Origin of the sequence: Pseudomonas costantinii, assembly GCF_001870435.1 — a bacterium.
Taxonomy (GTDB): Bacteria; Pseudomonadota; Gammaproteobacteria; order Pseudomonadales; family Pseudomonadaceae; genus Aquipseudomonas; species Aquipseudomonas costantinii.
Map to the genome: position 1 here is coordinate 280,183 of NZ_MDDR01000006.1, position 21,990 is coordinate 302,172.

General features: G+C 59.0%; 16 protein-coding genes. 12 read left to right on the forward strand and 4 right to left on the reverse strand.

The window, feature by feature from the left end; translation table 11 throughout:
• Positions 1-54 precede the first annotated feature (54 nt).
• The 4 genes from BFL40_RS04930 (at position 55) to BFL40_RS04955 (ending at position 3,412) form a co-directional block, all read left to right on the forward strand.
• On the forward strand, positions 55-453 hold the full coding sequence (locus BFL40_RS04930) for a hypothetical protein (RefSeq protein ID WP_139213520.1): 399 nt from the start codon (positions 55-57) through the stop codon (positions 451-453).
• Positions 454-1,375: 922 nt separating this feature from the next.
• Positions 1,376-1,711 (forward strand): hypothetical protein, encoded by a 336-nt coding sequence (locus BFL40_RS04945; RefSeq protein ID WP_071482708.1) that lies wholly within the window; start codon positions 1,376-1,378, stop codon positions 1,709-1,711.
• A 58-nt stretch (positions 1,712-1,769) separates the two neighbouring features.
• A complete protein-coding gene (locus BFL40_RS04950; RefSeq protein WP_071482709.1) occupies positions 1,770-2,489 on the forward strand; it encodes a DUF4123 domain-containing protein in 720 nt (239 codons plus the stop codon).
• A gap of 86 nt (positions 2,490-2,575) precedes the next feature.
• Complete coding sequence (locus BFL40_RS04955) at positions 2,576-3,412, forward strand: 23S rRNA (adenine(2030)-N(6))-methyltransferase RlmJ (protein ID WP_071482710.1); 837 nt, start codon at positions 2,576-2,578, stop codon at positions 3,410-3,412.
• 76 nt (positions 3,413-3,488) lie between these two features.
• Here BFL40_RS04955 and msrA read toward each other — a convergent pair whose 3' ends face one another.
• From msrA to aceE, 4 genes are all read right to left on the reverse strand, one after another.
• On the reverse strand, positions 3,489-4,136 hold the full coding sequence (gene msrA, locus BFL40_RS04960) for a peptide-methionine (S)-S-oxide reductase MsrA (RefSeq protein ID WP_063033432.1): 648 nt from the start codon (positions 4,134-4,136) through the stop codon (positions 3,489-3,491).
• Between the two features lie 72 nt (positions 4,137-4,208).
• Complete coding sequence (locus BFL40_RS04965; RefSeq protein WP_071482711.1) at positions 4,209-6,902, reverse strand: putative bifunctional diguanylate cyclase/phosphodiesterase; 2,694 nt, start codon at positions 6,900-6,902, stop codon at positions 4,209-4,211.
• Between the two features lie 315 nt (positions 6,903-7,217).
• On the reverse strand, positions 7,218-8,849 hold the full coding sequence (gene aceF, locus BFL40_RS04970) for a dihydrolipoyllysine-residue acetyltransferase (protein ID WP_071482712.1): 1,632 nt from the start codon (positions 8,847-8,849) through the stop codon (positions 7,218-7,220).
• An 11-nt stretch (positions 8,850-8,860) separates the two neighbouring features.
• A complete protein-coding gene (gene aceE / locus BFL40_RS04975; protein ID WP_071482713.1) occupies positions 8,861-11,506 on the reverse strand; it encodes a pyruvate dehydrogenase (acetyl-transferring), homodimeric type in 2,646 nt (881 codons plus the stop codon).
• A gap of 383 nt (positions 11,507-11,889) precedes the next feature.
• Between aceE and glnE the strand changes: the two genes are divergently transcribed.
• Genes glnE through BFL40_RS05015 form a run of 8 tightly spaced genes read left to right on the forward strand, consistent with a single transcriptional unit; the run spans position 11,890 to position 21,842 of the window.
• Positions 11,890-14,829, forward strand: a complete 2,940-nt coding sequence (glnE, locus tag BFL40_RS04980; RefSeq protein WP_071482714.1) for a bifunctional [glutamate--ammonia ligase]-adenylyl-L-tyrosine phosphorylase/[glutamate--ammonia-ligase] adenylyltransferase — start codon at positions 11,890-11,892, stop codon at positions 14,827-14,829.
• A gap of 54 nt (positions 14,830-14,883) precedes the next feature.
• Positions 14,884-15,918: a lipopolysaccharide heptosyltransferase II gene (waaF, locus tag BFL40_RS04985; protein WP_071482715.1), complete on the forward strand. Its 1,035-nt coding sequence runs from the start codon at positions 14,884-14,886 to the stop codon at positions 15,916-15,918.
• 1 nt (position 15,919) lies between these two features.
• Positions 15,920-16,981, forward strand: a complete 1,062-nt coding sequence (gene waaC / locus BFL40_RS04990) for a lipopolysaccharide heptosyltransferase I (RefSeq protein WP_071482716.1) — start codon at positions 15,920-15,922, stop codon at positions 16,979-16,981.
• Positions 16,981-18,105 (forward strand): glycosyltransferase family 4 protein, encoded by a 1,125-nt coding sequence (locus tag BFL40_RS04995; protein ID WP_071482717.1) that lies wholly within the window; start codon positions 16,981-16,983, stop codon positions 18,103-18,105. Before waaC ends, BFL40_RS04995 begins: the two co-directional genes overlap by 1 nt.
• Positions 18,102-18,908 carry a lipopolysaccharide core heptose(I) kinase RfaP gene (gene rfaP, locus BFL40_RS05000; RefSeq protein WP_071482718.1) on the forward strand — a complete coding sequence of 269 codons (807 nt, stop codon included), beginning with the start codon at positions 18,102-18,104 and terminating at the stop codon, positions 18,906-18,908. The genes BFL40_RS04995 and rfaP overlap by 4 nt, the downstream gene beginning before the upstream one ends.
• Positions 18,908-19,642, forward strand: a complete 735-nt coding sequence (locus BFL40_RS05005) for a lipopolysaccharide kinase InaA family protein (protein ID WP_071482719.1) — start codon at positions 18,908-18,910, stop codon at positions 19,640-19,642. The genes rfaP and BFL40_RS05005 overlap by 1 nt, the downstream gene beginning before the upstream one ends.
• Entirely contained in the window at positions 19,639-20,391 is a 753-nt protein-coding gene (locus BFL40_RS05010) for a lipopolysaccharide kinase InaA family protein (RefSeq protein WP_071482720.1), read from the forward strand. The genes BFL40_RS05005 and BFL40_RS05010 overlap by 4 nt, the downstream gene beginning before the upstream one ends.
• Positions 20,391-21,842, forward strand: coding sequence for a lipopolysaccharide kinase InaA family protein (locus BFL40_RS05015; protein ID WP_071482721.1), 1,452 nt, complete (start codon positions 20,391-20,393; stop codon positions 21,840-21,842). The genes BFL40_RS05010 and BFL40_RS05015 overlap by 1 nt, the downstream gene beginning before the upstream one ends.
• The last annotated feature ends 148 nt before the right edge of the window (positions 21,843-21,990 follow it).

Genomic DNA, 21,990 nt, shown 5'->3' on the forward strand with positions numbered 1-21,990 from the left:
GTGGGGCGTTAGCTGGAGAGAGGATCGGAGATTTTATTTATGAGGGGGGAAGTAATGAAAGGTGAGTTTTACGCGTTTTATATGTGGTGCTGGTTAGGCGTATTTATGTTTATTTTTTTGACCTTCTTGGTTCAAGTTTATTTTTCTTATTCTAAAGTTAATGAGATATTGGAGTGCCTAGGTAATTCAAATGTTGTTTTAGTTCGTAAATGTCTTCTTGGGAGAGGATTTTTTAGTAGGTCGTTTTTTGTACTGACGATTGCGGGGATGCTTGTGTTTCCTGAAACACATATAAAAGACGGTGGGTTTACTCGTGAGGAGTTTGAAGGAGTTCCTTATCGGCTTAAATTTCAACTAAAGGCTTTGGTATATGTTTTGTTTTTCTTGGTTGGAGTGTGTATCGCTTTGTGGGGTGTTGGTAAGTATATGGGGTGGCTTGATAAAAATTTTTAGAGGCTCGGTTATTGGTGGATTATTTACCCATATTTTATCGTGAAGGAGTATTCTTTAATGCTAATGCAGTCCATACCCCGCAGATGGCTATTCCACTCCCCGATTCAATCGACCGAAAACATTTTCGTCATTTTTAGCAGCTCCATCGTTGCCAAGCCTTTGGGTGCTTATGGGGCTTCAGCCGCTTGCGCCGGAATTGGGGTTGCGACGGTCGGAGTAGGCGGATTAGTTTGCGGTTTAGTTGTAGTCGGCGCTGCCAGCGCCTTAGGCGGAAAGGGCCTGGCCAGTGTTGGAGAAAGTTTTGGGGAATATATTTACGAGAGGACTCAGTAGTCATGGGCGACGGTCGAACTGTCTATATGTACTGCGTTGGGGTGTTAGCTATCTTGGTTGTTATCGTTTTTTTGGCTCAGGTTTACATTGCCTATTTTAAAGTTGACGAGATTTTTAAATGTTTAGGGTCCTGTAAGTTAGTGTCGTATCGGAAGGGATTCGTCGGCTCTAGCTTTTTCGGTAGGGTGTTTTTCGTAAATGCGGTTTCGGGAATGTTTGTCTTCCAGAGAATACATATTAATGATGGGGCGGTTACTCGTGAGGAGCTTGAAAGTGTTCCCTGCAAGCTAATGCGTGAGTTGAGGCTGTGGGGTTTTTTCTTGATGTTGGTTGGGGTGTACGCCATAACGTTATGGGTCGTCGGTAAATATATGGGTTGGATTAAGTAACCCATTCGAGGGTCGCAGGTATTAATGCTGATTATTTATCTCCCAAGCGTGAGGAGTATTTTCGCAGTCTGATAGCAGGTCCGTCGTGAGGCTAAGTGTAAGAAGGTCAGGCTAACGGAGGGAGGATTTACAGTGCAAATATATGGCGCGCAAGACGTATACTCTATTTTTTGTTTGTGTTTTTTTTGCTGGTGGTTTTAATGCCTGTGTGGGCTTTATATATTGCCTATTTCAAAGTTGAAAAAATAAGTCTGCATTTAAGGCGTAGCGGGCATCTTATAGATGCAGATGTAAGTATTGGTTGGGACCCTATAAGTCGATCGTGGGCGGTTAGGGATGTGATTGGTGCTTTCGCCTTTCCGACCCAGGCGATAAATCTTGGGCGCCTCAGTGCTGAAGATTATGCTGAATTTCCCAAGGGGCTAAAGCTGAATTTGAGGTGTTTAGGTGGATCTACGGTGGGAGCTTTTTTTGGAATTTTTATCTTACTCGCAATTGGCGATTTCATGGGGTGGCAAGATGTTGACTGGTTTTAGATTGTATTTTTGAATTTGCTTTATTTGCTCACGTCTTACTGTAATAGGAGTATCTCCAATGCCGAAACAATTATTGCCTCGCGAGTGGCTAATCTCCTTCCAGTCTACCGAACACCTCTTCGCCATTCTTAGTAACGCCAGCGACGCCAAACCTCTCGATACCTGGCGAAGCACAGCCGCCGGGATCCTACCCCAACCAATTTGGGCAGGCACGGCCTACGCCGAGTGGGATGAAGTAATGCCCTATGTCGGCATCGTCGAACCCGACAGCCCCTTTCTCGATTGGATAGCAACGACCGAGTCGACAGACTGGGGCTGGCTGGCGGTGTCGTCGAGCCCACTGGAAACGGTGGTGGCGCACTTGCAAAGCCTGACCAAGGTGTATTTGCCGGATGACCAGCAGGTCTTTTTACGCTTCTGGGATGGCGCTCAGTTTTTGCCGATGTTGCAAACGCTGGGCGATGAGGCGGGAAAGGTGTTGCCGGTGTTCCAACGTTACCTGATCAATGGCCAGGCACTGTCGGTGGCGACGGGCGAGGTTACGGCTGCCAAAACCAGTCCATGGTGGCGAGTTCCGGCACCGATTCTGGAACACCTGGCGGAGCAATCACCGCAAGTGCTGATCGACAACCTGCTGCAATGGCTCGAAGAGCAGCGCCCGGATCTGTACACCGCCTTCACGCCAACGACCTTGCAGCACAAGGTCGCCTATTTTGCGCGAATGCCGGATATCGGCCACAAAGCGCTGACCGACTATCTGGCTTTAGAGTTGAGGTGAGCCCAACGCGGGGCAAGCCCGCTCACCACAACTCTGCACCTTTGCCCCCGTAGAAGGTAAACTTCGCCCCCTGCGCAGGAGCAACCATGAATTATCGTCACGCCTTTCACGCCGGCAACCACGCCGATGTCTTCAAACACCTGACCTTGACCCGTCTCATCGCCCTGATGTCGCGCAAGGAGCAGCCGTTCGCCTACCTCGACACCCACGCCGGGATCGGTCTGTACGACCTGCAAGGCGACCAGGCCAATCGCACCGGTGAATACCTGGAAGGCATCGCCCGTCTGTGGGGCGAGAACGACCTGCCGCCGTTGACCGCCGATTACATGCGCGTGCTGCATGAGATGAACCCGGATGGCCAGTTGCGCTACTACCCGGGCTCGCCGGAGCTGGCGCGGCGCCTCACGCGGCCCCAGGACCGTGTGTTGCTCAATGAAAAGCACCCGGAAGACGGTGTGCTGCTCAAGGACAACATGAAAGGCGATCGCCGGGTCAAAGTGCACCTGGGCGAAGGCTGGCATGTTCCGCGTGCCTTGCTGCCGGTGCCGGAAAAGCGCGCGTTGATGCTGATCGACCCCCCGTTCGAAAAGCTCGACGAGATGCAGCGCTGCGCGGCGTCCCTCAAGGAAGCGGTCAGCCGCATGCGCCAGACCGTCGCGGCGATCTGGTATCCGGTGAAGGACCAGCGCATGTTGCGCCGCTTCTACCAGGACCTGGCCGGTACTGGTGCGCCGAAGTTGTTGCGGGTGGAGTTATTGGTGCATCCGCTGGACACGCCCAACACCTTGACCGGTTCGGGCCTGGCGATTGCCAACCCGCCGTGGGGTTTGGAGGAGGAGTTGCGCGAGCTGCTGCCGTGGCTGTCCAAGAAACTTGGCCAGACCCAGGGCGGGTGGCAGATGGATTGGTTGATCGCTGAGTAATCCGATCTACAGCCATGCACAGAGCAAATGTGGGCGCGAGCAAGCCCGCTCCCACATTTTTAGATCAGCGTCACTCTTAGATCGGGCAGGTCACGCCTGTGCCGCCGATCCCGCAGTAACCCTGTGGATTCTTCGCCAAATACTGCTGGTGATACGCCTCGGCGAAGTACACGGTCGGTGCTTCTTCGATTTCCGTGGTGATGGTGCCCAGGCCAGCCTTGGTCAGTTCATTCTGATACGCCTGGGCGCTGGCTTTCGCCGCCTCCAGATGCTCCGGCTTGACCGCATAGATCACCGAACGGTACTGGCTGCCGATATCATTGCCCTGGCGCATGCCCTGGGTTGGGTTGTGCAGTTCCCAGAACATTTTCAGCAGCTCTTCGTAGCTGATCTTGTCCTGGTCAAACACCACCAGAACCACTTCGCTGTGGCCGGTCAGGCCCGAGCAAACTTCTTCATAGGTCGGGTTCGGCGTGTAGCCGCCGGCATAACCCACCACCGTGCTGACGATGCCTTCGCGCTGCCAGAAACGGCGCTCTGCGCCCCAGAAGCAACCCAGGCCAAAGATCGCAAACTCTACGTTGTCGACAAATGGGCCCAGCAGCGGGTTGCCGTTGACGAAATGAGTCTCGGGTAAAGACATCGGCGTTTCACGGCCAGGCAAGGCCTGTTCTTGAGTAGGAAGCACGTTTTTGTTCACCAGAATTTCCGAGCGCAAGACCATGATCAGTCCTCTCAGTCAGATTGAGTTAGGTAAGTAGTCAGGTAGCCAGTGTGCCCGAGTGTTACAGCGCTGTCAGGCGATTGGCCCGCGCGGGTAGCGTTTAAGCATCTTCATCAGGTCTGCACCGGGGATCGGCCGGTCGAACAAGTAGCCCTGGCCCACATCGCAGCGATGTCGACGCAAGAACGCGAGCTGCTCGCCTGTCTCGATACCTTCGGCCACCACCTTGAGCTTGAGGTTGTGGGCCATGGCGATCACTGCCGAGGTGATTTCCATGTCGTCCTGGTTATCCGGGATTTCGTGGATAAAGCTGCGATCGATTTTGATGATGTCGATGGGGAATTTTTTCAAGTAGCTCAGCGACGAGTAACCGGTGCCGAAATCATCCATGGCCAGGGTCAGGCCAAAACTTTTGAGCTGGTCCAGTTGCAGGCGCGTGTCTTCGGTGGCTTCCAGCAGCAAGCCTTCGGTCAGCTCCAGCTCCAGCAGGTTGGCCGGTAGCTGCTCTTCTTTGAGGATGGTGGCGATCGAGGCCACCAAGTCGGGGTCGGAGAACTGCTTGGGTGACAGGTTGATCGCCACCTGCAAGTTGCCCATGCCACCGGCGCTCAATTGCTTGCTCATACGGCAGGCCTGGCGAGCGATCCATTTGCCGATGGGGATGATCAGCCCGGTTTCTTCGGCCACGCTGATGAACTGGTCGGGGCGGATCATGCCCTTTTCCGGATGGTTCCAGCGCAGCAGCGCTTCCATACCCAGCAAGCGACCGCTGCGCAGGCAAAGCTTGGGCTGGTAGAACACGTCCAACTCGTTCTGGGTCAAGGCGCGGCGCAGGTTATTTTCCACGAACAGTTTGTAACTGGCCTCGGCGTTCAGCGCTTCGGTGAACACCTGCACCTGGTGTTTGCCGTTGGCCTTGGCCTTGTGCAGGGCTAAGCCGGCGTTACGCATCAGGGTCTGCGGGTCGCGGCCATGCAGCGGAGCGCAGGCCAAGCCCACGGAGCCGGTAACGCTGATCAACTGGTTGTCGACGAACATCGGTTTGTCGAGGGTAGTCAACAGCTGGCTGGCGACTTGTTGGCCCGTCTCCAGGTCGGCGTCGTCCAACAGCACCGCAAATTCGTTACTGGCAAAGCGCGCCAGGCTCCCACCGGCACTCAGGCTGTTACGCAGGCGGCGGGCCAGGCTGATCAGCAGTTTGTCGCCGGTCTGGTGGCCGAGGCTGTCGTTGATCCGCTTGAAGTTGTCGATATCCACCAGTAACAGACTGATCGGGGTATCGCTGTCTCGGGCAAAGCGTTCATCGAGGTTGCGGATGAATGCCGGGCGGTTGCCCAGGTTGGTCAGGTTGTCGGTGTAGGCCAGGCGTTCGATGCGCTGTTGGGCCAGCTTGGTCTGCGTGATGTCTTCGTAGATGCCGATGTAGTGGGTCAGCTCACGGTTGTCGCCATAGACCTTGGAGATCGACAACTGGCCCCAGTAGGGTTCCAGGTTCTTGCGACGGCTCTTGAATTCACCTTGCCAACTGTTGCTCTTGGCCAGGCTCGACGGCGCATCGAACAGCAACTCGCTGAGGTTCTCCAGGGCCGGCAGTTGCGCCAGGCGATGGCCATGGACTTCTTCGGCGCTGTACTGGGTGATTGCGGTAAAGCTTGGGTTGACGTACTCCACCACGCCGTCGCAATTGACCAGCAGAAAGGCGTTGGCGCTTTGTTCCACGGCGCGCTGGAACAGGTGCAGGGCGCTGGTGGCGGTACGGCGGTTGTGGTTGTTGATCACTTGCGCAAACTGGTCCGCCAACTCTCCGGCAAAGGCGATCTCATCCGATTGCCAGTCCCGCGGGCTACCACTTTGTTCCAGGCACAACACGCCGACGACTTGGCCGTCGACGCGGATACTGGCGTCGAGCATCGCGTGAACATCCTTGGCGCGCAGGCTCTCGGCCATTTCCCGGGTGCGCGGGTCTCGCATCGCGTGGGTGGCGTCGATGGCGCGGCTGGAATGCAGGGCTTCCAGGTAGTCCGGGAAACTGCTGGCGTCGATCGGTTCAGGCAGATGGTGCTGTTGTTCGGTACGCTGGTACGCCGAGATCGGCACCAGGCGCTGGCCTTCGAGGTTCCAGATGCTGGCGCAGTCAATCTGGTAGATGTCGCAAGCGCTACGGGTGATCAGCTCGGCAGCTTCCTGCAGCGAGTTGGGGGTGGTGTAGCGCTGGCGCGCCAGCAACAGAATCAGCTCCTGTTGGGCGCGCACGCGTTCCAGGTGCTGCAACTGTTCCTGCTGGGCACGTTGATTAAGTTCCAACGCAATTTGCAGGCGGCTGTTCTGGTTTTCCAGGTCTGCGGTCGGCGCGGGTGCAGGGATCTCGCTGAACAGCCCATCGACTACCATCAGGTAGCCGCGCAACAGATGGCGGTTGTGTTGTTTGTAGGCCTCGCCCATTTCCAGCAGGCTCAGCGGGCCGTCGTTGGTGTGCAGGGTGTAGCGCACCAGGTAATGCGGGCTCTGGGTCAGTTGCTGCTGGATGGTGTCGTGCAACTGATAGCGCGCCTGGGGTTCCATCAGGCTGGCGTAGGGCGTGCCGATCAAGGCGCACAGTTCGACCGCCGGCAGGCCGAATTGGCGCTCGCAATTGGGGTCGAGGTACAAAAGAGCCCAGCTAGCCTCATTAAGCCGTTCGAAACGCAACATACCGAGGCGCGAAGGCACCGGTAACTGCGTCACTACCTCGGCCGCCATTCGGGCGACATCGGATTGGCTTTTCATGGGGAAACTCGCTTGGGAAGATGCCTACGGCGCCGGGCTTACGCCCTCTTTACTGTCGTTTGCGGCAAGGTTGCATCATGCAGCACGGACTGACAAGAGAGGATAAAGGCTAAGTGCTATAAGGCTGTTATCGGCCGGGCGGGGGATTTCTACAATCTGGGTGAAGGGGGTGTACAACCTCTTTTTTTATGTCCAAGTTCTTGCTTGAAAATAGACCAAAAAAAGCCCCGCCAATTGGCGGGGTTGAGGTACGAGCGTGGCGCTCGGAAATCGTTGCAACCAGGCCTCCCCGGTGAAGGGGAGGCCCGCTGTGGCTTACAGCAGGATGGTGCGGATGTCGTTGAGCAGTTGGCTCAGGCGCTGCGTGAAGCGTGCAGCAGCGGCGCCGTTGATCACGCGGTGATCGTAGGACAACGACAGCGGCAACATCAGCTTCGGCTGGAACGCTTTACCGTCCCATACAGGCTGGATAGTGGCCTTGGAAACACCCAGGATTGCCACTTCCGGCGCGTTGACGATTGGCGTGAAGCCAGTGCCGCCAATGTGACCGAGGCTGGAGATGGTGAAGCACGCGCCCTGCATGTCGTCCGGGGTGAGCTTCTTGTCGCGGGCCTTGGCTGCCAGTGCAGCGGCTTCGGCAGCGAGTTGCAGCAGGCTCTTCTGGTCGACGTTCTTGATGACCGGTACCAGCAGGCCATCCGGGGTGTCGACGGCAAAGCCGATGTTCACGTATTTCTTGCGAATGATCGCTTTGCCGCTTGGTGCCAGCGAACTGTTGAAGTCCGGCAGTTCCTTGAGCAGGTGAGCACACGCCTTGAGCAGCAGTGGCAGCACGGTGAGTTTCACGCCGGCCTTCTCGGCCACGGCTTTCTGCGCAACGCGGAAAGCTTCAAGGTCGGTGATGTCGGCCTGGTCGAACTGAGTCACGTGCGGGATGTTCAGCCAGCTGGCGTGCAGACCTGCCGCGCCGATTTGCATCAGGCGGGTCATCGGCACTTCTTCGATTTCGCCGAAGCGGCTGAAGTCCACGGTGCGGATCGGAGGAATACCCGAACCACCGGTAGCGCCGCCTGCAGCCGGAGCTTCCTTGGCTTTCTGCATCATGGCTTTGACGTAAGCCTGCACGTCTTCTTTCAGTACGCGACCGTGAGGGCCAGTGGCCGATACGGCATTCAGCTCAACACCGAATTCACGTGCCAGTTGGCGTACGGCTGGGCCGGCGTGAACCTTGGCACCGCTAGGCGCAGGTGCAGCAGCAGGGGCTGGTGCGGCCTCGGCTTTTGCAGCAGGTGCCGGAGCAGCGGCGGCCGGAGCCGCTTCAGCCTTGGCCGCCGGTGCAGCGGCCGGAGCTGGAGCAGCAGCAGGCGCAGCGCCTTGTACTTTCAGCTTGAGGATGAAGTCACCAGTGCCGACTTCGTCTTCCAGTTTGACTGCAATGCTTTCCACTACGCCGGCAGCCGGCGATGGGATTTCCATGGAGGCCTTGTCGGACTCCAGGGTGATCAGCGACTGGTCGGCTTCGACGGTGTCGCCGACCTTGACCAGCAGCTCGATGATCTTGGCCTTGCCCGACGAACCGATGTCCGGAACATGGATGTCCTGAACACTGGCTGCGGCAGGTGCAGCAGCCGGGGCCGCAGGGGCCTCGGCAGCGGCTGGCTTTTCAGCAGCAGCGGGTGCAGTAGCAGGAGCCGCAGGGGCCGCAGCAGCGGCACCTTCGATTTCCAGCTCCAGCAGTTCGTCGCCTTCTTTCAGGCGGTCGCCCAGCTTCACTTTCAGGCTCTTGACCACGCCGGCCTTGGGAGCAGGGATTTCCATGCTCGCCTTGTCCGATTCCAGGGTCAGAATGCTCTGGTCGGCTTCGACTTTGTCGCCAACCTTCACAAACAGCTCGATTACTTCACCTTCACCGCTGCCGATGTCAGGTACGCGAATGAGTTCGCTCACAAAAAATCTCCTCAGCAGTCCAGTGGGTTGCGTTTTTCCGGGTTGATCCCGAACTTGACGATAGCGTCAGCCACCACCTTAGGTTCGATCTCACCACGGTCAGCCAAGGCTTCCAGGGCTGCCAACACCACGAAGTGACGGTCAACTTCGAAGAAGTGACGCAGCTTCTTGCGGCTGTCACTGCGGCCGAAACCGTCGGTGCCCAGGACTTTGAATTCCTTGGACGGGACCCACTGGCGAATTTGTTCAGCAAACAGTTTCATGTAGTCGGTAGAGGCGATCACCGGACCTTTACGGCCGGCCAGGCACTCTTCGACGTAGCTCAGGGCAGGCTTCTGACCTGGGTGCAGGCGGTTGTTGCGCTCTACGGCCAGGCCGTCGCGACGCAGTTCGTTGAAGCTGGTAACGCTCCATACGTCAGCGCCGACGTTGAACTCTTCACGCAGGATCTTCGCCGCTTCACGGACTTCACGCAGGATGGTGCCGGAGCCCATCAGCTGCACGTGGTGCGCCGCTTCCTTGGTGTCTTCTTCGAGCAGGTACATGCCCTTGATGATGCCTTCTTCAACACCGGCCGGCATGGCGGGTTGCTGGTAGGACTCGTTCATCACGGTGATGTAGTAGAAAACGTCCTGCTGCTCTTCGGTCATCTTCTTCATGCCGTCCTGGATGATCACCGCCAGCTCATAGCCGTAGGTTGGATCAAAGGTGCGGCAGTTCGGGATGGTGGCAGCCAGGATGTGGCTGTGACCGTCTTCGTGTTGCAGGCCTTCGCCGTTCAGCGTGGTACGGCCGGCGGTGCCGCCGATCAGGAAGCCACGGGTACGGCTGTCGCCTGCTGCCCAAGCCAGGTCGCCGATACGCTGGAAGCCGAACATCGAGTAGAAGATGTAGAACGGCAGCATCGGCTGGTTGTGGCTGGAGTACGAAGTACCGGCAGCGATGAAGGAACTCATGGCGCCCGCTTCGTTGATGCCTTCTTCGAGGATCTGGCCCTTCTTGTCTTCCTTGTAGAACATCACCTGGTCTTTATCGACTGGCTCGTAGAGCTGGCCGACGGAGGAGTAGATGCCCAACTGACGGAACATGCCTTCCATACCGAAGGTACGAGCTTCGTCCGGGATGATCGGTACGATACGCGAACCGATTTCCTTGTCCTTGACCAGCTGCGCGAGGATCCGCACGAAAGCCATGGTGGTGGAGATTTCACGGTCGCCCGAGCCGTCCAGGATTGCCTTGAGGGTATCCAGTGGTGGTGTCGGGATGTCGAAGCTCTTGGCGCGACGCTGTGGCACGAAACCGCCCAGCGCGGTGCGGCGCTCGCTCAGGTAACGGGCTTCGGCGCTGTTCGGCTCCGGCTTGAAGAACGGCAGGTTTTCCAGCTCGTCGTCTTTGACCGGGATGTCGAAGCGATCGCGGAACAACTTCAAGCTGTCGACATCGACTTTCTTGGTGTTGTGTGCGGTGTTTTTCGCTTCGCCGGCACCGGTGCCATAACCCTTGATGGTCTTGGCCAGGATGACGGTCGGTTGTTCTTTGTGGTTGACCGCTTCGTGGTACGCCGCGTAGACCTTGTACGGGTCGTGGCCGCCACGGTTGAGTTTCCAGATCTCGTCGTCGGACAGATCAGCAACCATCGCCTTGAGTTCAGGCGAGTTGAAGAAGTGTTCACGTACGAACGCGCCGTCTTTGGCTTTGTAGTTCTGGTACTCGCCGTCGATGACTTCGTCCATGCGACGTTGCAGGATGCCGTCGACGTCTTTGGCCAGCAGTGGGTCCCAGAAACGGCCCCAGATGACTTTGGTCACGTTCCACTGAGCACCGCGGAACACGCCTTCGAGTTCCTGGATGATCTTGCCGTTGCCGCGAACCGGGCCGTCGAGGCGCTGCAGGTTGCAGTTGATGACGAAGATCAGGTTGTCCAGCTTCTCGCGGCCGGCCAGGGAGATGGCGCCCAGGGATTCCGGCTCGTCACACTCGCCGTCGCCCAGGAAGCACCAGACTTTCTGCTTGCCTTCCGGAATGAAACCGCGTGCTTCCAGGTACTTCATGAAGCGTGCCTGGTAGATCGCCTGGATCGGGCCCAGACCCATGGATACGGTCGGGAACTGCCAGAAGTCAGGCATCAGCCAAGGGTGCGGGTAGGACGACAGGCCCTGACCGTCGACTTCCTGGCGGAAGTTGTTCATCTGGTCTTCGCTGATGCGGCCTTCCATGAACGCGCGGGCGTAGACGCCTGGCGAGGTGTGGCCCTGGAAGTAGATCAGGTCGCCGCCGTGTTCGTCGGTCGGGGCCTGGAAGAAGTAGTTGAAGCCGATGTCATACAACGTTGCGCTGGAAGCGAAGCTGGAGATGTGACCGCCCAGGTCCGAATCTTTCAAGTTCGTGCGCATTACCATCGCCATGGCGTTCCAGCGTACCAGCGAGCGAATGCGGCGTTCCATGAACAGGTCGCCAGGCATGCGTGCTTCGTGGGTAACGGGGATGGTGTTGCGGTATGGCGTGGTGATGGCGTAGGGCAGTTGCGAGCCGCTGCGGGTCGCGAGTTCGCCCATACGGGTCATCAGGTAGTGAGCACGGTCTTCGCCTTCTTTGTCGAGAACCGATTCCAGGGCGTCCAGCCATTCCTGGGTTTCGACGGGATCGAGGTCTTGCATGGCTTGCTCCAGGGCGGAAAGGCTACCAGAATCGGTTGCCTGAAGTTTGCGACTGGCCTTGTGGGCAGACGACATAAATTCTTGGATGGCCGAAGGTTGCTTCGGCGTCCTGTAGTTTTACTACAAATCGTCGGCCATTTCAGCCTTTCGAATGTATATACGAGTAGTAAAACTACACAAGACTGAGCGTATGGCTCGGTCTGGCTGGTGAGCATAATCGTTATTGTTGATCTATTGCGAACAAGAAAAGGTGAAAGTTTGATGTTGCCTGCCAAGATTAAATTAATTTCAGCTATTTATAACCTTTGTTCGACACTCCTTCACCGAGCGTGCCTCTTGCGTTCACAGCAACAAGCCATTTACGCGCCGATCAAGGATAGACCATGAGCCTTCCAACACTGGCCCAATTGCCGGCCATTCTCTTGCCATACGCCAAGCGGGCCGAGCAGTCATTTCGTGACGCAGTGGCCGCGCTGGGCGACGATCATGGCCTTTCTGCGTGGACGCCGCAACGGTGGGCTGAGTTTGCCCGCGTGTGCGCCGCCAGTGATTTCGTCATTGAACAGAGCCTTCGTGACCCTTTGATGTTGCTCGAGCTGGTGGCCTGGGGCGAGTTGGACCGCAGCTTTGCGCCCGGCGAGCTGTGCGGGCAGATCGCCAGCGTCGTGCAACAAGCTGAAACGGAAGATGAGTTGGGTCGTGTGCTGCGTCGCCAGCGCACACGCCAACAAGTGCGCATCATCTGGCGCGACCTGACACGCCAGGCTGACTTGGTGCAAACCTGCCGTGACCTTTCCGACATGGCCGACGCGAGCATCGACCAGGCTTACCAATGGTTGTACCAGCGCCACTGCGTGCAATTCGGTACACCCACCGGCCGGCGCAGCGGTGAAGCGCAGCACATGGTCATCCTCGGCATGGGCAAGCTCGGCGCCGTGGAGCTGAACCTGTCCTCGGATATCGACCTGATCTTCGCCTACCCCGAAGGTGGCGAGACGGTAGGGGTCAAGCGTGCCCTGGATAACCAGGAGTTTTTCATCCGGCTTGGTCAGAAATTGATCAAGTCCCTCGACCCGATGACCGTCGACGGGTTTGTATTCCGCGTCGATATGCGCCTGCGTCCCTACGGTTCGGCCGGCGCCCTAGTGCTCAGCTTCAACGCGCTGGAACAGTATTACCAGGACCAGGGCCGCGACTGGGAGCGCTACGCCATGATCAAGGCGCGCGTAGTCGCCGGCGACCAAGTCGCCGGTGCGCAATTGCTGGAGATGCTGCGGCCGTTCGTCTACCGGCGTTACCTGGACTTTTCCGCCATCGAAGCGCTGCGCACCATGAAGCAGTTGATCCAGCAGGAGGTGCGGCGCAAGGGTATGGCCGACAACATCAAGCTGGGTTCGGGTGGCATCCGCGAAGTTGAATTTATCGCCCAGGCCTTCCAGTTGATCCACGGTGGCCGCGACCTGAGCCTGCAACAGCGGCCGCTGCTCAAGGTGCTGGGCACCTTGGAAGGTCAAGGTTATTTGCCACCGGCGGTGATCGCCGAGTTGCGCAATGGCTATGAATTCCTGCGCTACACCGAGCACGCGATCCAGGCAATTGCCGACCGGCAGACGCAAATGCTCCCGGACAGCCCGGAAGACCAGGCGCGTATTGCCTTTATGTTGGGCTTCGCTGATTGGGCCGCTTTCCACGAGCGCTTGATGTACTGGCGTGGCCGAGTGGACTGGCACTTCCGCCAAGTCATCGCTGATCCGGACGAAGAAGAGGGCGAAGAAAGCGAGCTGGTGGTGGGCGGTGAATGGTTGCCGTTGTGGGAAGAGTCTCAGGACGAAGAGGCCGCTTGTCGCCAACTGGCCGAAGGCGGTTTTACCGACGCGACCAAAGCCCTCAAAGCCTTGGCCGGCCTGCGAAACAGTCCGCAATTGCGCGCCATGCAGCGTCTGGGCCGTGAGCGGCTGGATGCATTTATCCCGCGGTTGTTGGCTCAAGCCGTCGAGCACGCCAACCCTGACTTGGTGTTGGAGCGCGTGCTGCCGCTGGTGGAAGCGGTCGCCCGTCGTTCCGCCTACCTGGTGCTGCTGACGGAAAACCCCGGCGCCCTGCGTCGCTTGCTGACCTTGTGTGCCGCCAGTCCCTGGATCGCCGAACAGATCACCCGCTTTCCGCTGTTGCTCGACGAACTGCTCAATGAAGGTCGCCTGTTCAAACCGCCATTGGCGCCGGAGCTGGCCGCCGAGCTGCGCGAGCGCCTGACGCGTATCCCCGAGGATGACCTTGAGCAGCAGATGGAAGCCCTGCGCCATTTCAAGCTGGCCCACCGCTTGCGCGTCGCTGCCTCGGAAATCGCCGGCAGCTTGCCGCTGATGAAGGTCAGCGACTACCTGACCTGGCTCGCCGAAGCCATTCTCGAGCAAGTGCTGGCCCTGGCCTGGCGCCAGACCGTGGCCCGCCACGGCTCGCCACAACGGGTGGACGGCACCTTGTGCGACCCTGGGTTCATCATTGTCGGTTATGGGAAAGTGGGCGGCATCGAACTGGGGCATGGTTCGGACCTGGATCTGGTGTTTATCCACGACGGTGATCCGCAGGCCGAGACCGATGGTGCCAAACCGATTGACGGTGCGCAGTTCTTCACGCGCCTGGGCCAGCGGATCATCCACTTGCTGACCACCCAGACCAACTCCGGGCAACTGTATGAAGTGGATATGCGGCTGCGGCCCTCAGGTGCATCCGGTTTGCTGGTCAGCTCCCTGGGGGCTTTCGAGCGTTATCAACAAAATGAAGCCTGGACCTGGGAGCACCAGGCGCTGATCCGCGCGCGGGTGCTGGTGGGTAGTCAGGATGTGGGCCATGCGTTTGAGCAAGTACGCGCTACAGTGTTAGGGCGTGAACGCGACTTGGAAAAGCTGCGCCAAGAGGTCAGCGAGATGCGTGCGAAGATGCGCGACAACCTGGGGACCAAGAGCACGGCGGCCGGTACCGGCGCCAATGCCTTCGAACCTACCGTCGTGTTCGACCTCAAGCAGGACGCCGGAGGTATCGTCGATATTGAATTTATGGTGCAATACGCGGCTTTGGCGTGGTCTGCGCAGCATCCATTGTTGCTGCGCTATACCGACAATATCCGCATTCTGGAAGGCCTGGAGCAGGTGGGGTTGATGCCCGCCGCCGATGCCCATTTGCTGCGCGAGGTGTATAAGGCCTACCGTTCCGCCGCGCATCGACAGGCTTTGCAAAATGAGGCCGGTACGGTCACCGGGGATCAGTTCGCCGACGAACGGCGTCAGGTAATGCGAATCTGGCAGGAGCTGGGGTTGAGCTGAAACACTATTAGGGCGGGGAGGCATAAGCCTCCCCGCATCGTTTGTGGAAACTAGATGAATATTCTGATCGTTGGGCCCAGTTGGGTCGGTGACATGGTAATGGCACAGACACTGTTCCAGTGTTTGAAGCAACGTCATCCCGACTGCCAAATCGACGTGCTCGCCCCTGAGTGGAGCCGGCCGATCCTCGAGCGCATGCCCGAAGTGCGCCAGGCCTTGAGCTTTCCGCTCGGCCATGGCGCCCTGGAGTTGGCAACCCGTCGTCGTATCGGTAAATCCCTGGCCGGGCAGTACGACCAGGCCATCCTGTTGCCCAACTCGCTCAAGTCGGCGCTGGTGCCGTATTTCGCCGGCATTCCTAAACGTACCGGCTGGCGCGGCGAGTTTCGCTATGTCCTGCTCAATGATGTGCGCACGCTCGACAAGGCGCGCTACCCGCTGATGATCGAGCGCTTCATGGCTCTGGCCTATGAGCCGGGTGCCGAATTGCCCACGCCTTACCCGCGCCCCAGCCTACAGATCGACCCGGTGACTCGCGACGCGGCCCTGGCCAAGTTCGGCTTGATGCTCGACCGCCCGGTGCTGGCACTGTGCCCAGGCGCTGAGTTTGGCGAGTCCAAGCGCTGGCCGTCGGAGCACTACGCCAAAGTCGCCGAGATGAAGATCCGCGAAGGTTGGCAGGTGTGGCTGTTCGGCTCGAAGAACGATCATTCGGTGGGTGAAGACATCCGCCAGCGTTTGATTCCCGGCCTGCGCGAGGAGGCGGTGAACCTCAGTGGCGACACGTCCCTGGCTGAAGCCATCGACCTGTTGTCCTGTGCCGACTCGGTGGTGTCCAACGACTCCGGCCTGATGCATGTGGCCGCTGCGCTGAACCGTCCGCTGGTGGCGGTCTACGGCTCGACCTCTCCAGGCTTTACCCCGCCATTGGCTGATAAGGTCGAAGTGGTACGCTTGGGTCTGGAATGTAGCCCGTGTTTCGATCGCACTTGCCGATTCGGCCACTACAATTGTCTGCGCCAGTTGCTGCCGCAACCGGTCAGCGATGCCTTGCAGCGGTTGCAGGGCTCTGTGGTCGAGGTCCGTTAGTTTGCGAGTACTGGTAATCAAGACTTCGTCCCTGGGTGACGTGATCCACGCCTTGCCGGCACTGACTGACGCGGCGCGGGCGATCCCCGGCATTCGCTTTGACTGGGTGGTGGAAGAAGGTTTTGCCGAGATCCCCACTTGGCACCCGGCGGTGGACAAGGTGATCCCGGTGGCGATTCGTCGCTGGCGCAAAAACATCTGGCAGACCATCAAAAGTGGTGAGTGGCGACGCTTCAAGCAGCGCATCCAGTCGACCAAATACGACTTGGTGATCGACGCCCAGGGCCTGCTCAAAAGCGCCTGGCTGACGCGCTACGTGCGCGCTCCGGTGGCGGGCTTCGATAAAAATTCTGCCCGCGAGCCCATCGCCGCCCGCTTTTATTCGCGACGCCTGGCCGTGGCGCGCGGGCAACATGCGGTGGAGCGTCTGCGCCAGCTGTTCGCCGTGGCCCTCGGCTACGACTTGCCCAAAGGCCTGGGCGACTATGGCCTGAACGTCGACAAGCTGCTCGGCCTGCCGCCAACGAAACCCTTCGTTCTGTTGCTGCACGGCACCACTTGGGACACCAAGCACTGGCCTGAAGCCTACTGGCGCGAGCTGGCCGAACGCATGGGACGCCTGGGTGTGGACGTGAAGTTGCCATGGGGCAACGCCGCCGAAAAGGCCCGAGCCGAACGCCTGGCCCAAGGCCTGCAACACGCTGAAGTGCTGCCCAAGCTCAACCTGGCCGGTGTCGCCCGTGTATTGGCGGGCGCCCGCGCCTGCGTGGCGGTGGACACGGGGCTCGGCCACTTGGCCGCCGCGTTGGATGTGCCGACCATTTCTTTGTTCGGCCCGACCAACCCAGGCCTGACCGGTGCCTACGGCAAGGGCCAGATTCACCTGGCCAGCGACTTCCCATGCGCGCCGTGTCTGCAAAAGCAATGTACCTATCAACCGACGGCCGACGACCTGCGTCGGTTCGACATCAAGCGCGAGTCGCCCCTGTGCTTCACGCGCCTGAACCCTGAGCGTGTGGCAAGCCGACTGAGCACGTTGTTACTGGCTGAGGAACTGCACTGATGCAACTGGCTTTTGTTTTGTACAAATATTTCCCCTTCGGCGGTCTGCAGCGTGACTTCATGCGCATCGCCCTGGAGTGCCAGCAGCGCGGCCATCAGATTCGTGTCTACACGCTGATCTGGGAAGGCGACATCCCGCCCGGTTTCGAAGTGCTGGTGGCGCCGGTCAAGGCGTTCTTCAACCATCGGCGCAACGAGAAGCTCAGCGCCTGGATGGAAGCCGACCTGGCCAAGCGCCCGGTGGACCGCTTGATCGGGTTCAACAAAATGCCCGGCCTGGACGTGTACTACGCCGCCGACGGCTGCTATGAAGACAAGGCGCAAAACCTGCGTCACTCGCTGTACCGCAGCTTTGGCCGTTATCGGCACTTTGCCGAGTACGAGCGCGCGGTGTTTGCCAAGGACGCCAAGACCGAAGTCTTGATGATCTCCGAAGTGCAACAGCCGCTGTTCATCAAGCATTACGACACCCCGCTTGAGCGTTTCCACCTGCTGCCGCCGGGCATTGCCCTGGACCGTCGCGCACCGCCGAACGCCGCCGAGATTCGCGAAGGTTTCCGCAAGGAATTCAACCTGGGTGATGACGACCTGCTGCTGGTGCAAATCGGTTCCGGCTTCAAGACCAAGGGCGTCGATCGCAGCCTAAAGGCCGTGGCCGCTCTACCGGCGGAACTAAAAAAACGTACGCGCCTGTTTGTAATTGGCCAGGACGACCCCAAAGTATTCCAACTGCAGAGCGCCACATTGGGGCTCGGCGATAATGTGCAGTTCCTCAAGGGCCGCAGCGACATCCCGCGTTTCCTGTTGGGCGCCGATCTGTTGATCCACCCGGCGTACAACGAAAATACCGGCACCGTGTTGCTCGAGGCCGTGGTGGCCGGGTTGCCGGTGCTGGTTTCGGCCGTGTGTGGTTATGCCCATTACATCGCCGAAGCCGACAGCGGTCGGGTGCTGGATGAGCCGTTTGAACAAGCGCAGCTCAACCAATACCTGGCGCAAATGCTCTCCGACACTGAACAGCGCGCGGCCTGGGGCCGCAATGGGTTGGCCTTCGCCGAGACGGCTGACCTCTATAGCATGCCGCAGCACGCTGCGGATGTGATTCTGGCGGAGCCAAAGCGATGAAGTTGATTCTTGCCGAACCGTTCAAGACCTTATGGGCCGGGCGTGATGCCTTCGCCGAAGTCGAGAAACTGCAAGGCCAAGTGTTTCGTGAACTGGCGGCGCGTCGCACCTTGCGCACCGAGGTGGAGGGGCGCCCGTATTTCGTGAAAATCCACCGCGGCGTCGGCTGGGGCGAAATTTTCAAGAATCTGATTACTGTCAAGTTGCCAGTACTGGGCGCAGGCCTTGAGTGGGCGGCCATCCACCGTCTGCAACAGCTCGGCGTACCGACCATGACCGGCGTGGCATTCGGCGAAACAGGCAGCAACCCGGCGAACCAACACTCGTTCATTATCACCGAGGAACTGGCCCCGACCATCAGCCTGGAAGACCTGACCATCAACTGGGTCACGCAGCCGCCCACGCCCGCCCTGCGCCATGCATTGACGGCGGAACTGGCGCGTATGATTGGCGATATGCACCGTGGCGGTGTGAATCACCGCGACTGCTACCTCTGCCACTTTCTGCTGGACACCGCAAAACCGATCGACGCCCGCGACATCAAGCTGTCGGTGATCGACCTGCACCGCGCCCAACTGCGTGCCCATCTGCCGCTGCGCTGGCGCAACAAAGACCTGTCCGCGCTGTATTACTCAGCGATGGAAATTGGCCTGACCCTGCGTGACAAGTTGCGTTTTCTCAAAGGTTACTTCCGTCAGCCGCTACGCCAGATTCTCGCCGAGCAGTCGGCGTCCCTGAGCGTGTTGCAACGCAAGGCCGACAAGCTTTACGCGCGTAAGCAACGCTTGGGGGATGCGATCTGATGGCTGGTTGGAACCTCGAACCGGCTTACGCCAACCTGGCAGATGATTTTGGAAGCCTTGAGGCAGTGTTTGCCTTGCAAGGCGAACAACTGACGCGCGACCCGTTGTCGGAAGTGATTCGGGTGGAGCGTGGTGGGGTCAACTATTACGTCAAGCGCTACATTGGTGCCGGCAAAGGCTTGCGCCGCTACGTGGGCAAACCTCGAGTGAAGTCCGAATGGCAGAATCTCAAGCGCTTCGCCAAGTGGGGTATTCCCACCGCTGACGTGGTGGCCTGGGGTTTGGAGCGCAAGGGACTGGCCTATGACCGTGGCGCGATGATCACCCGCGAGCTGCCGAAAACCGAAGACTTGTCAGTGTTGGCCGACCGTAACGACGCCTGCTTGAAAGACCCAAAGTGGGTCAATGTGGTCAGTCGTCAGCTCGCCGAATACACCCGAACGATGCACGAACATCGCTTCACCCATAACGACTTGAAGTGGCGCAATCTTTTGGTCGATGACCAGAAAACCCTGTACCTGATCGATTGCCCCAACGGTGATTTCTGGCGCGGTTTCTGGCTCAAATACCGTATTACCAAAGACCTGGCCTGCCTGGACAAGGTTGCCAAGTATCACTTGTCGGCCACCCAGCGCCTGCGCTTCTACATGCAATATCGCCAACGCACGCACCTGACGGCGTCGGACAAACAGCGAATTCGCCACGTGGTGAAGTTTTTCGAGGGGCGCGAATGAGTGATTTTCTGGCGGCCGAAGACCGCGCTCTGCTGGAGCGCAACGGCCTCGCAACCTTCGACGCCCTGTGGGCCCGGCAACTGGAGGCGGTGGATGAGCCCAATACCAGTGATGGCGGCTGGAGCAGCGTGTTTCGCCTGGAGCTCGAAGGCCAGGGGTACTACCTCAAGCGCCAGAGCAACTACCTGACACGTACGTTGTACAAGCCGTTTGGCGAGCCCAGCTTTGCCCGTGAATTTCGCAATATCAGCCGTTACCAAAAGCTCGGTATCCCTGCGTTGCAGGCCGCGTTCTTCGGTGAGCGCAAGGTCAATGGCGCGCGCCGCGCGATGTTGTTGACCCGCGCGCTCGACGGCTGGAACGACTTGGATTCGTTGCTGGAGCAGTGGTCGCAATTGAGCGACGCCCAGCACCGGGCGATCCTGTTGGCTTGTGGTCAGTTGGCTCGCCACCTGCACAATGTGGGTCAGGTGCACGGCTGTTTTTACCCTAAACATATTTTCCTGCAGGCCGCCGGCGACGGTTACACCGCGCAGTTGATCGACCTGGAAAAAACCCGCCCGCTGTTGTTCGGCGTGCGCGATCGGGTCAAGGATCTGGAGCCGCTGTTGCGGCGTGCGCCGCAGTGGTCGGACACCCAAGTGCGGCAACTGCTGGCAGCCTACCTGGAACAGCCTGAAGACAGCTCGCTGGTAGGCGCCTGGTTCCAGCGCCTGACGGCCCGCCGCAGTCGCAAGGAGAACCGCTGATGCGTTTGTCCGAGCTGAAAACCGCCGGCCGCACCCCCAGCCTGCCGCTGACTATCGAATTGGCGGACGCGGCAGGCCCAGGGCAGTTGCAATTGCTCAGCCTGCTGCGAGTATTGCCGGGCGAGCGCTATGTGGGCGCGGCGGTCTGGCGCGGGCGCCCGGTGCTGGCCAAATTATTGGTGGGCAGCAAGGCCGCGCGGCATTTTCAGCGAGAGCGCAACGGTGTGCGCCTACTGGCTGAGCAAGGCTTGATCACGCCGTTGTTGCTGGCCGATGGCTTGCAGGAAGGCGAGGGTGGGTGGCTGCTGTTTGAGTTTATTGAAGGCGCTGAAAGCCTCGCCGATGCTTGGCAGGCGGTCGAAGGTTTGCCGCCGCTGGCGGATGAACAGACCGCCGTACTGGCCGAAGCACTGGGTGCGATTGCCCAGATGCACGCCAAAGGGCTGTGGCAGGAAGACCTGCACCTGGACAACCTGCTGCGCCAGGGCGGCAAGCTGTACTTGATCGATGGTGCCGGGATTCGCGTCGAAGACGCGGGCAAGCCGCTGTCGCGCAACCGGGTGTTGGAAAACCTCGGTGTATTTTTTGCCCAGTTGCCGAAGAATCTTGAGCCGTTTACCGAAGAACTGCTCGTGTATTACCTCCTGGCCAACGGCGAGCACGCTCTGCCGCTGGAAGCCCTGGAAAAGCAGGTACGCAAGGTCAGCGCCTGGCGTTTGAAGGACTTTTTGAACAAGGTCGGCCGCGAATGCACGCTGTTCAGCGTGGTGCGTGGCGCCTTTGCCTTGCGCGCAATTCGTCGCGAGGAAGAGGCTGCGATGTTGCCGGTGCTGGAGCGTGCTGATGCGTTGCTGGACCAGGGGCATCTGTATAAGACCGGTGGCTCGGCTACTGTGGCCAAGGTCGAGGTGGCCGGTCGGCCGCTGGTGATCAAACGCTACAACATCAAGGGTTTTACCCACTGGCTCAGGCGCTTCTGGCGGCCCAGCCGTGCGTGGCATTCCTGGTACGAGGGCAATCGCCTGGCGTTTCTTGGGATTGCTACGCCCAAGCCGTTGGCGGTGTTGGAGAAGCGGTTTTTATGGCTGCGCAGTCGGGCTTATCTGGTTACTGAGTATTTGCCGGGGCCGGATCTCATTGAGCGTTTTGCGCCGTATGTTGAGGGCGGGGATGCGCCTGAGGCTGAGCTGGTGGCGTTGGATCGGTTGTTTGCGGAGTTGATCCGTGAGCGGATCAGCCATGGGGATTTCAAGGGGCACAACTTGTTTTGGGATCGGGATCGATGGGTTTTGATCGATCTGGATGCTATGCGTCAGCATGGGTCTGCTGCGAGTTTTGCTCCGGCGTTTGCCAGGGACCGGGCGCGGTTTATGCGTAATTGGCCGGTGGGTAGTGCGTTGTATCAGGTGATTGATCAGCGGTTGCCCAAGTTGGTTGGTGGGTCGGTTTGATTGGGTGCATATCCGTTATTTAGGTAACGGCTGCTTATGGTTTCGCTCTTACAGCCAGCCCTTTCAAGGTCTTTAGGTAGAACAGGCAATAAGTAACCTGTGGCGAGCGGGCTTGTCGGGTCGCCGCATCGCCCGCGTTGGGCTGCGA

What these genes read in the sequence shown, in the direction of transcription:
- BFL40_RS04930 (WP_139213520.1), top strand. Translation starts at nt 55, where the DNA reads ATGAAAGGTGAGTTTTACGCGTTTTATATGTGGTGCTGGTTAGGCGTA.
- BFL40_RS04945 (WP_071482708.1), top strand. Translation starts at nt 1,376, where the DNA reads ATGCCTGTGTGGGCTTTATATATTGCCTATTTCAAAGTTGAAAAAATA.
- BFL40_RS04950 (WP_071482709.1), top strand. Translation starts at nt 1,770, where the DNA reads ATGCCGAAACAATTATTGCCTCGCGAGTGGCTAATCTCCTTCCAGTCT.
- BFL40_RS04955 (WP_071482710.1), top strand. Translation starts at nt 2,576, where the DNA reads ATGAATTATCGTCACGCCTTTCACGCCGGCAACCACGCCGATGTCTTC.
- msrA (WP_063033432.1), bottom strand. Translation starts at nt 4,136, where the DNA reads ATGGTCTTGCGCTCGGAAATTCTGGTGAACAAAAACGTGCTTCCTACT.
- BFL40_RS04965 (WP_071482711.1), bottom strand. Translation starts at nt 6,902, where the DNA reads ATGAAAAGCCAATCCGATGTCGCCCGAATGGCGGCCGAGGTAGTGACG.
- aceE (WP_071482713.1), bottom strand. Translation starts at nt 11,506, where the DNA reads ATGCAAGACCTCGATCCCGTCGAAACCCAGGAATGGCTGGACGCCCTG.
- glnE (WP_071482714.1), top strand. Translation starts at nt 11,890, where the DNA reads ATGAGCCTTCCAACACTGGCCCAATTGCCGGCCATTCTCTTGCCATAC.
- waaF (WP_071482715.1), top strand. Translation starts at nt 14,884, where the DNA reads ATGAATATTCTGATCGTTGGGCCCAGTTGGGTCGGTGACATGGTAATG.
- BFL40_RS04995 (WP_071482717.1), top strand. Translation starts at nt 16,981, where the DNA reads ATGCAACTGGCTTTTGTTTTGTACAAATATTTCCCCTTCGGCGGTCTG.
- rfaP (WP_071482718.1), top strand. Translation starts at nt 18,102, where the DNA reads ATGAAGTTGATTCTTGCCGAACCGTTCAAGACCTTATGGGCCGGGCGT.
- BFL40_RS05005 (WP_071482719.1), top strand. Translation starts at nt 18,908, where the DNA reads ATGGCTGGTTGGAACCTCGAACCGGCTTACGCCAACCTGGCAGATGAT.
- BFL40_RS05010 (WP_071482720.1), top strand. Translation starts at nt 19,639, where the DNA reads ATGAGTGATTTTCTGGCGGCCGAAGACCGCGCTCTGCTGGAGCGCAAC.
- BFL40_RS05015 (WP_071482721.1), top strand. Translation starts at nt 20,391, where the DNA reads ATGCGTTTGTCCGAGCTGAAAACCGCCGGCCGCACCCCCAGCCTGCCG.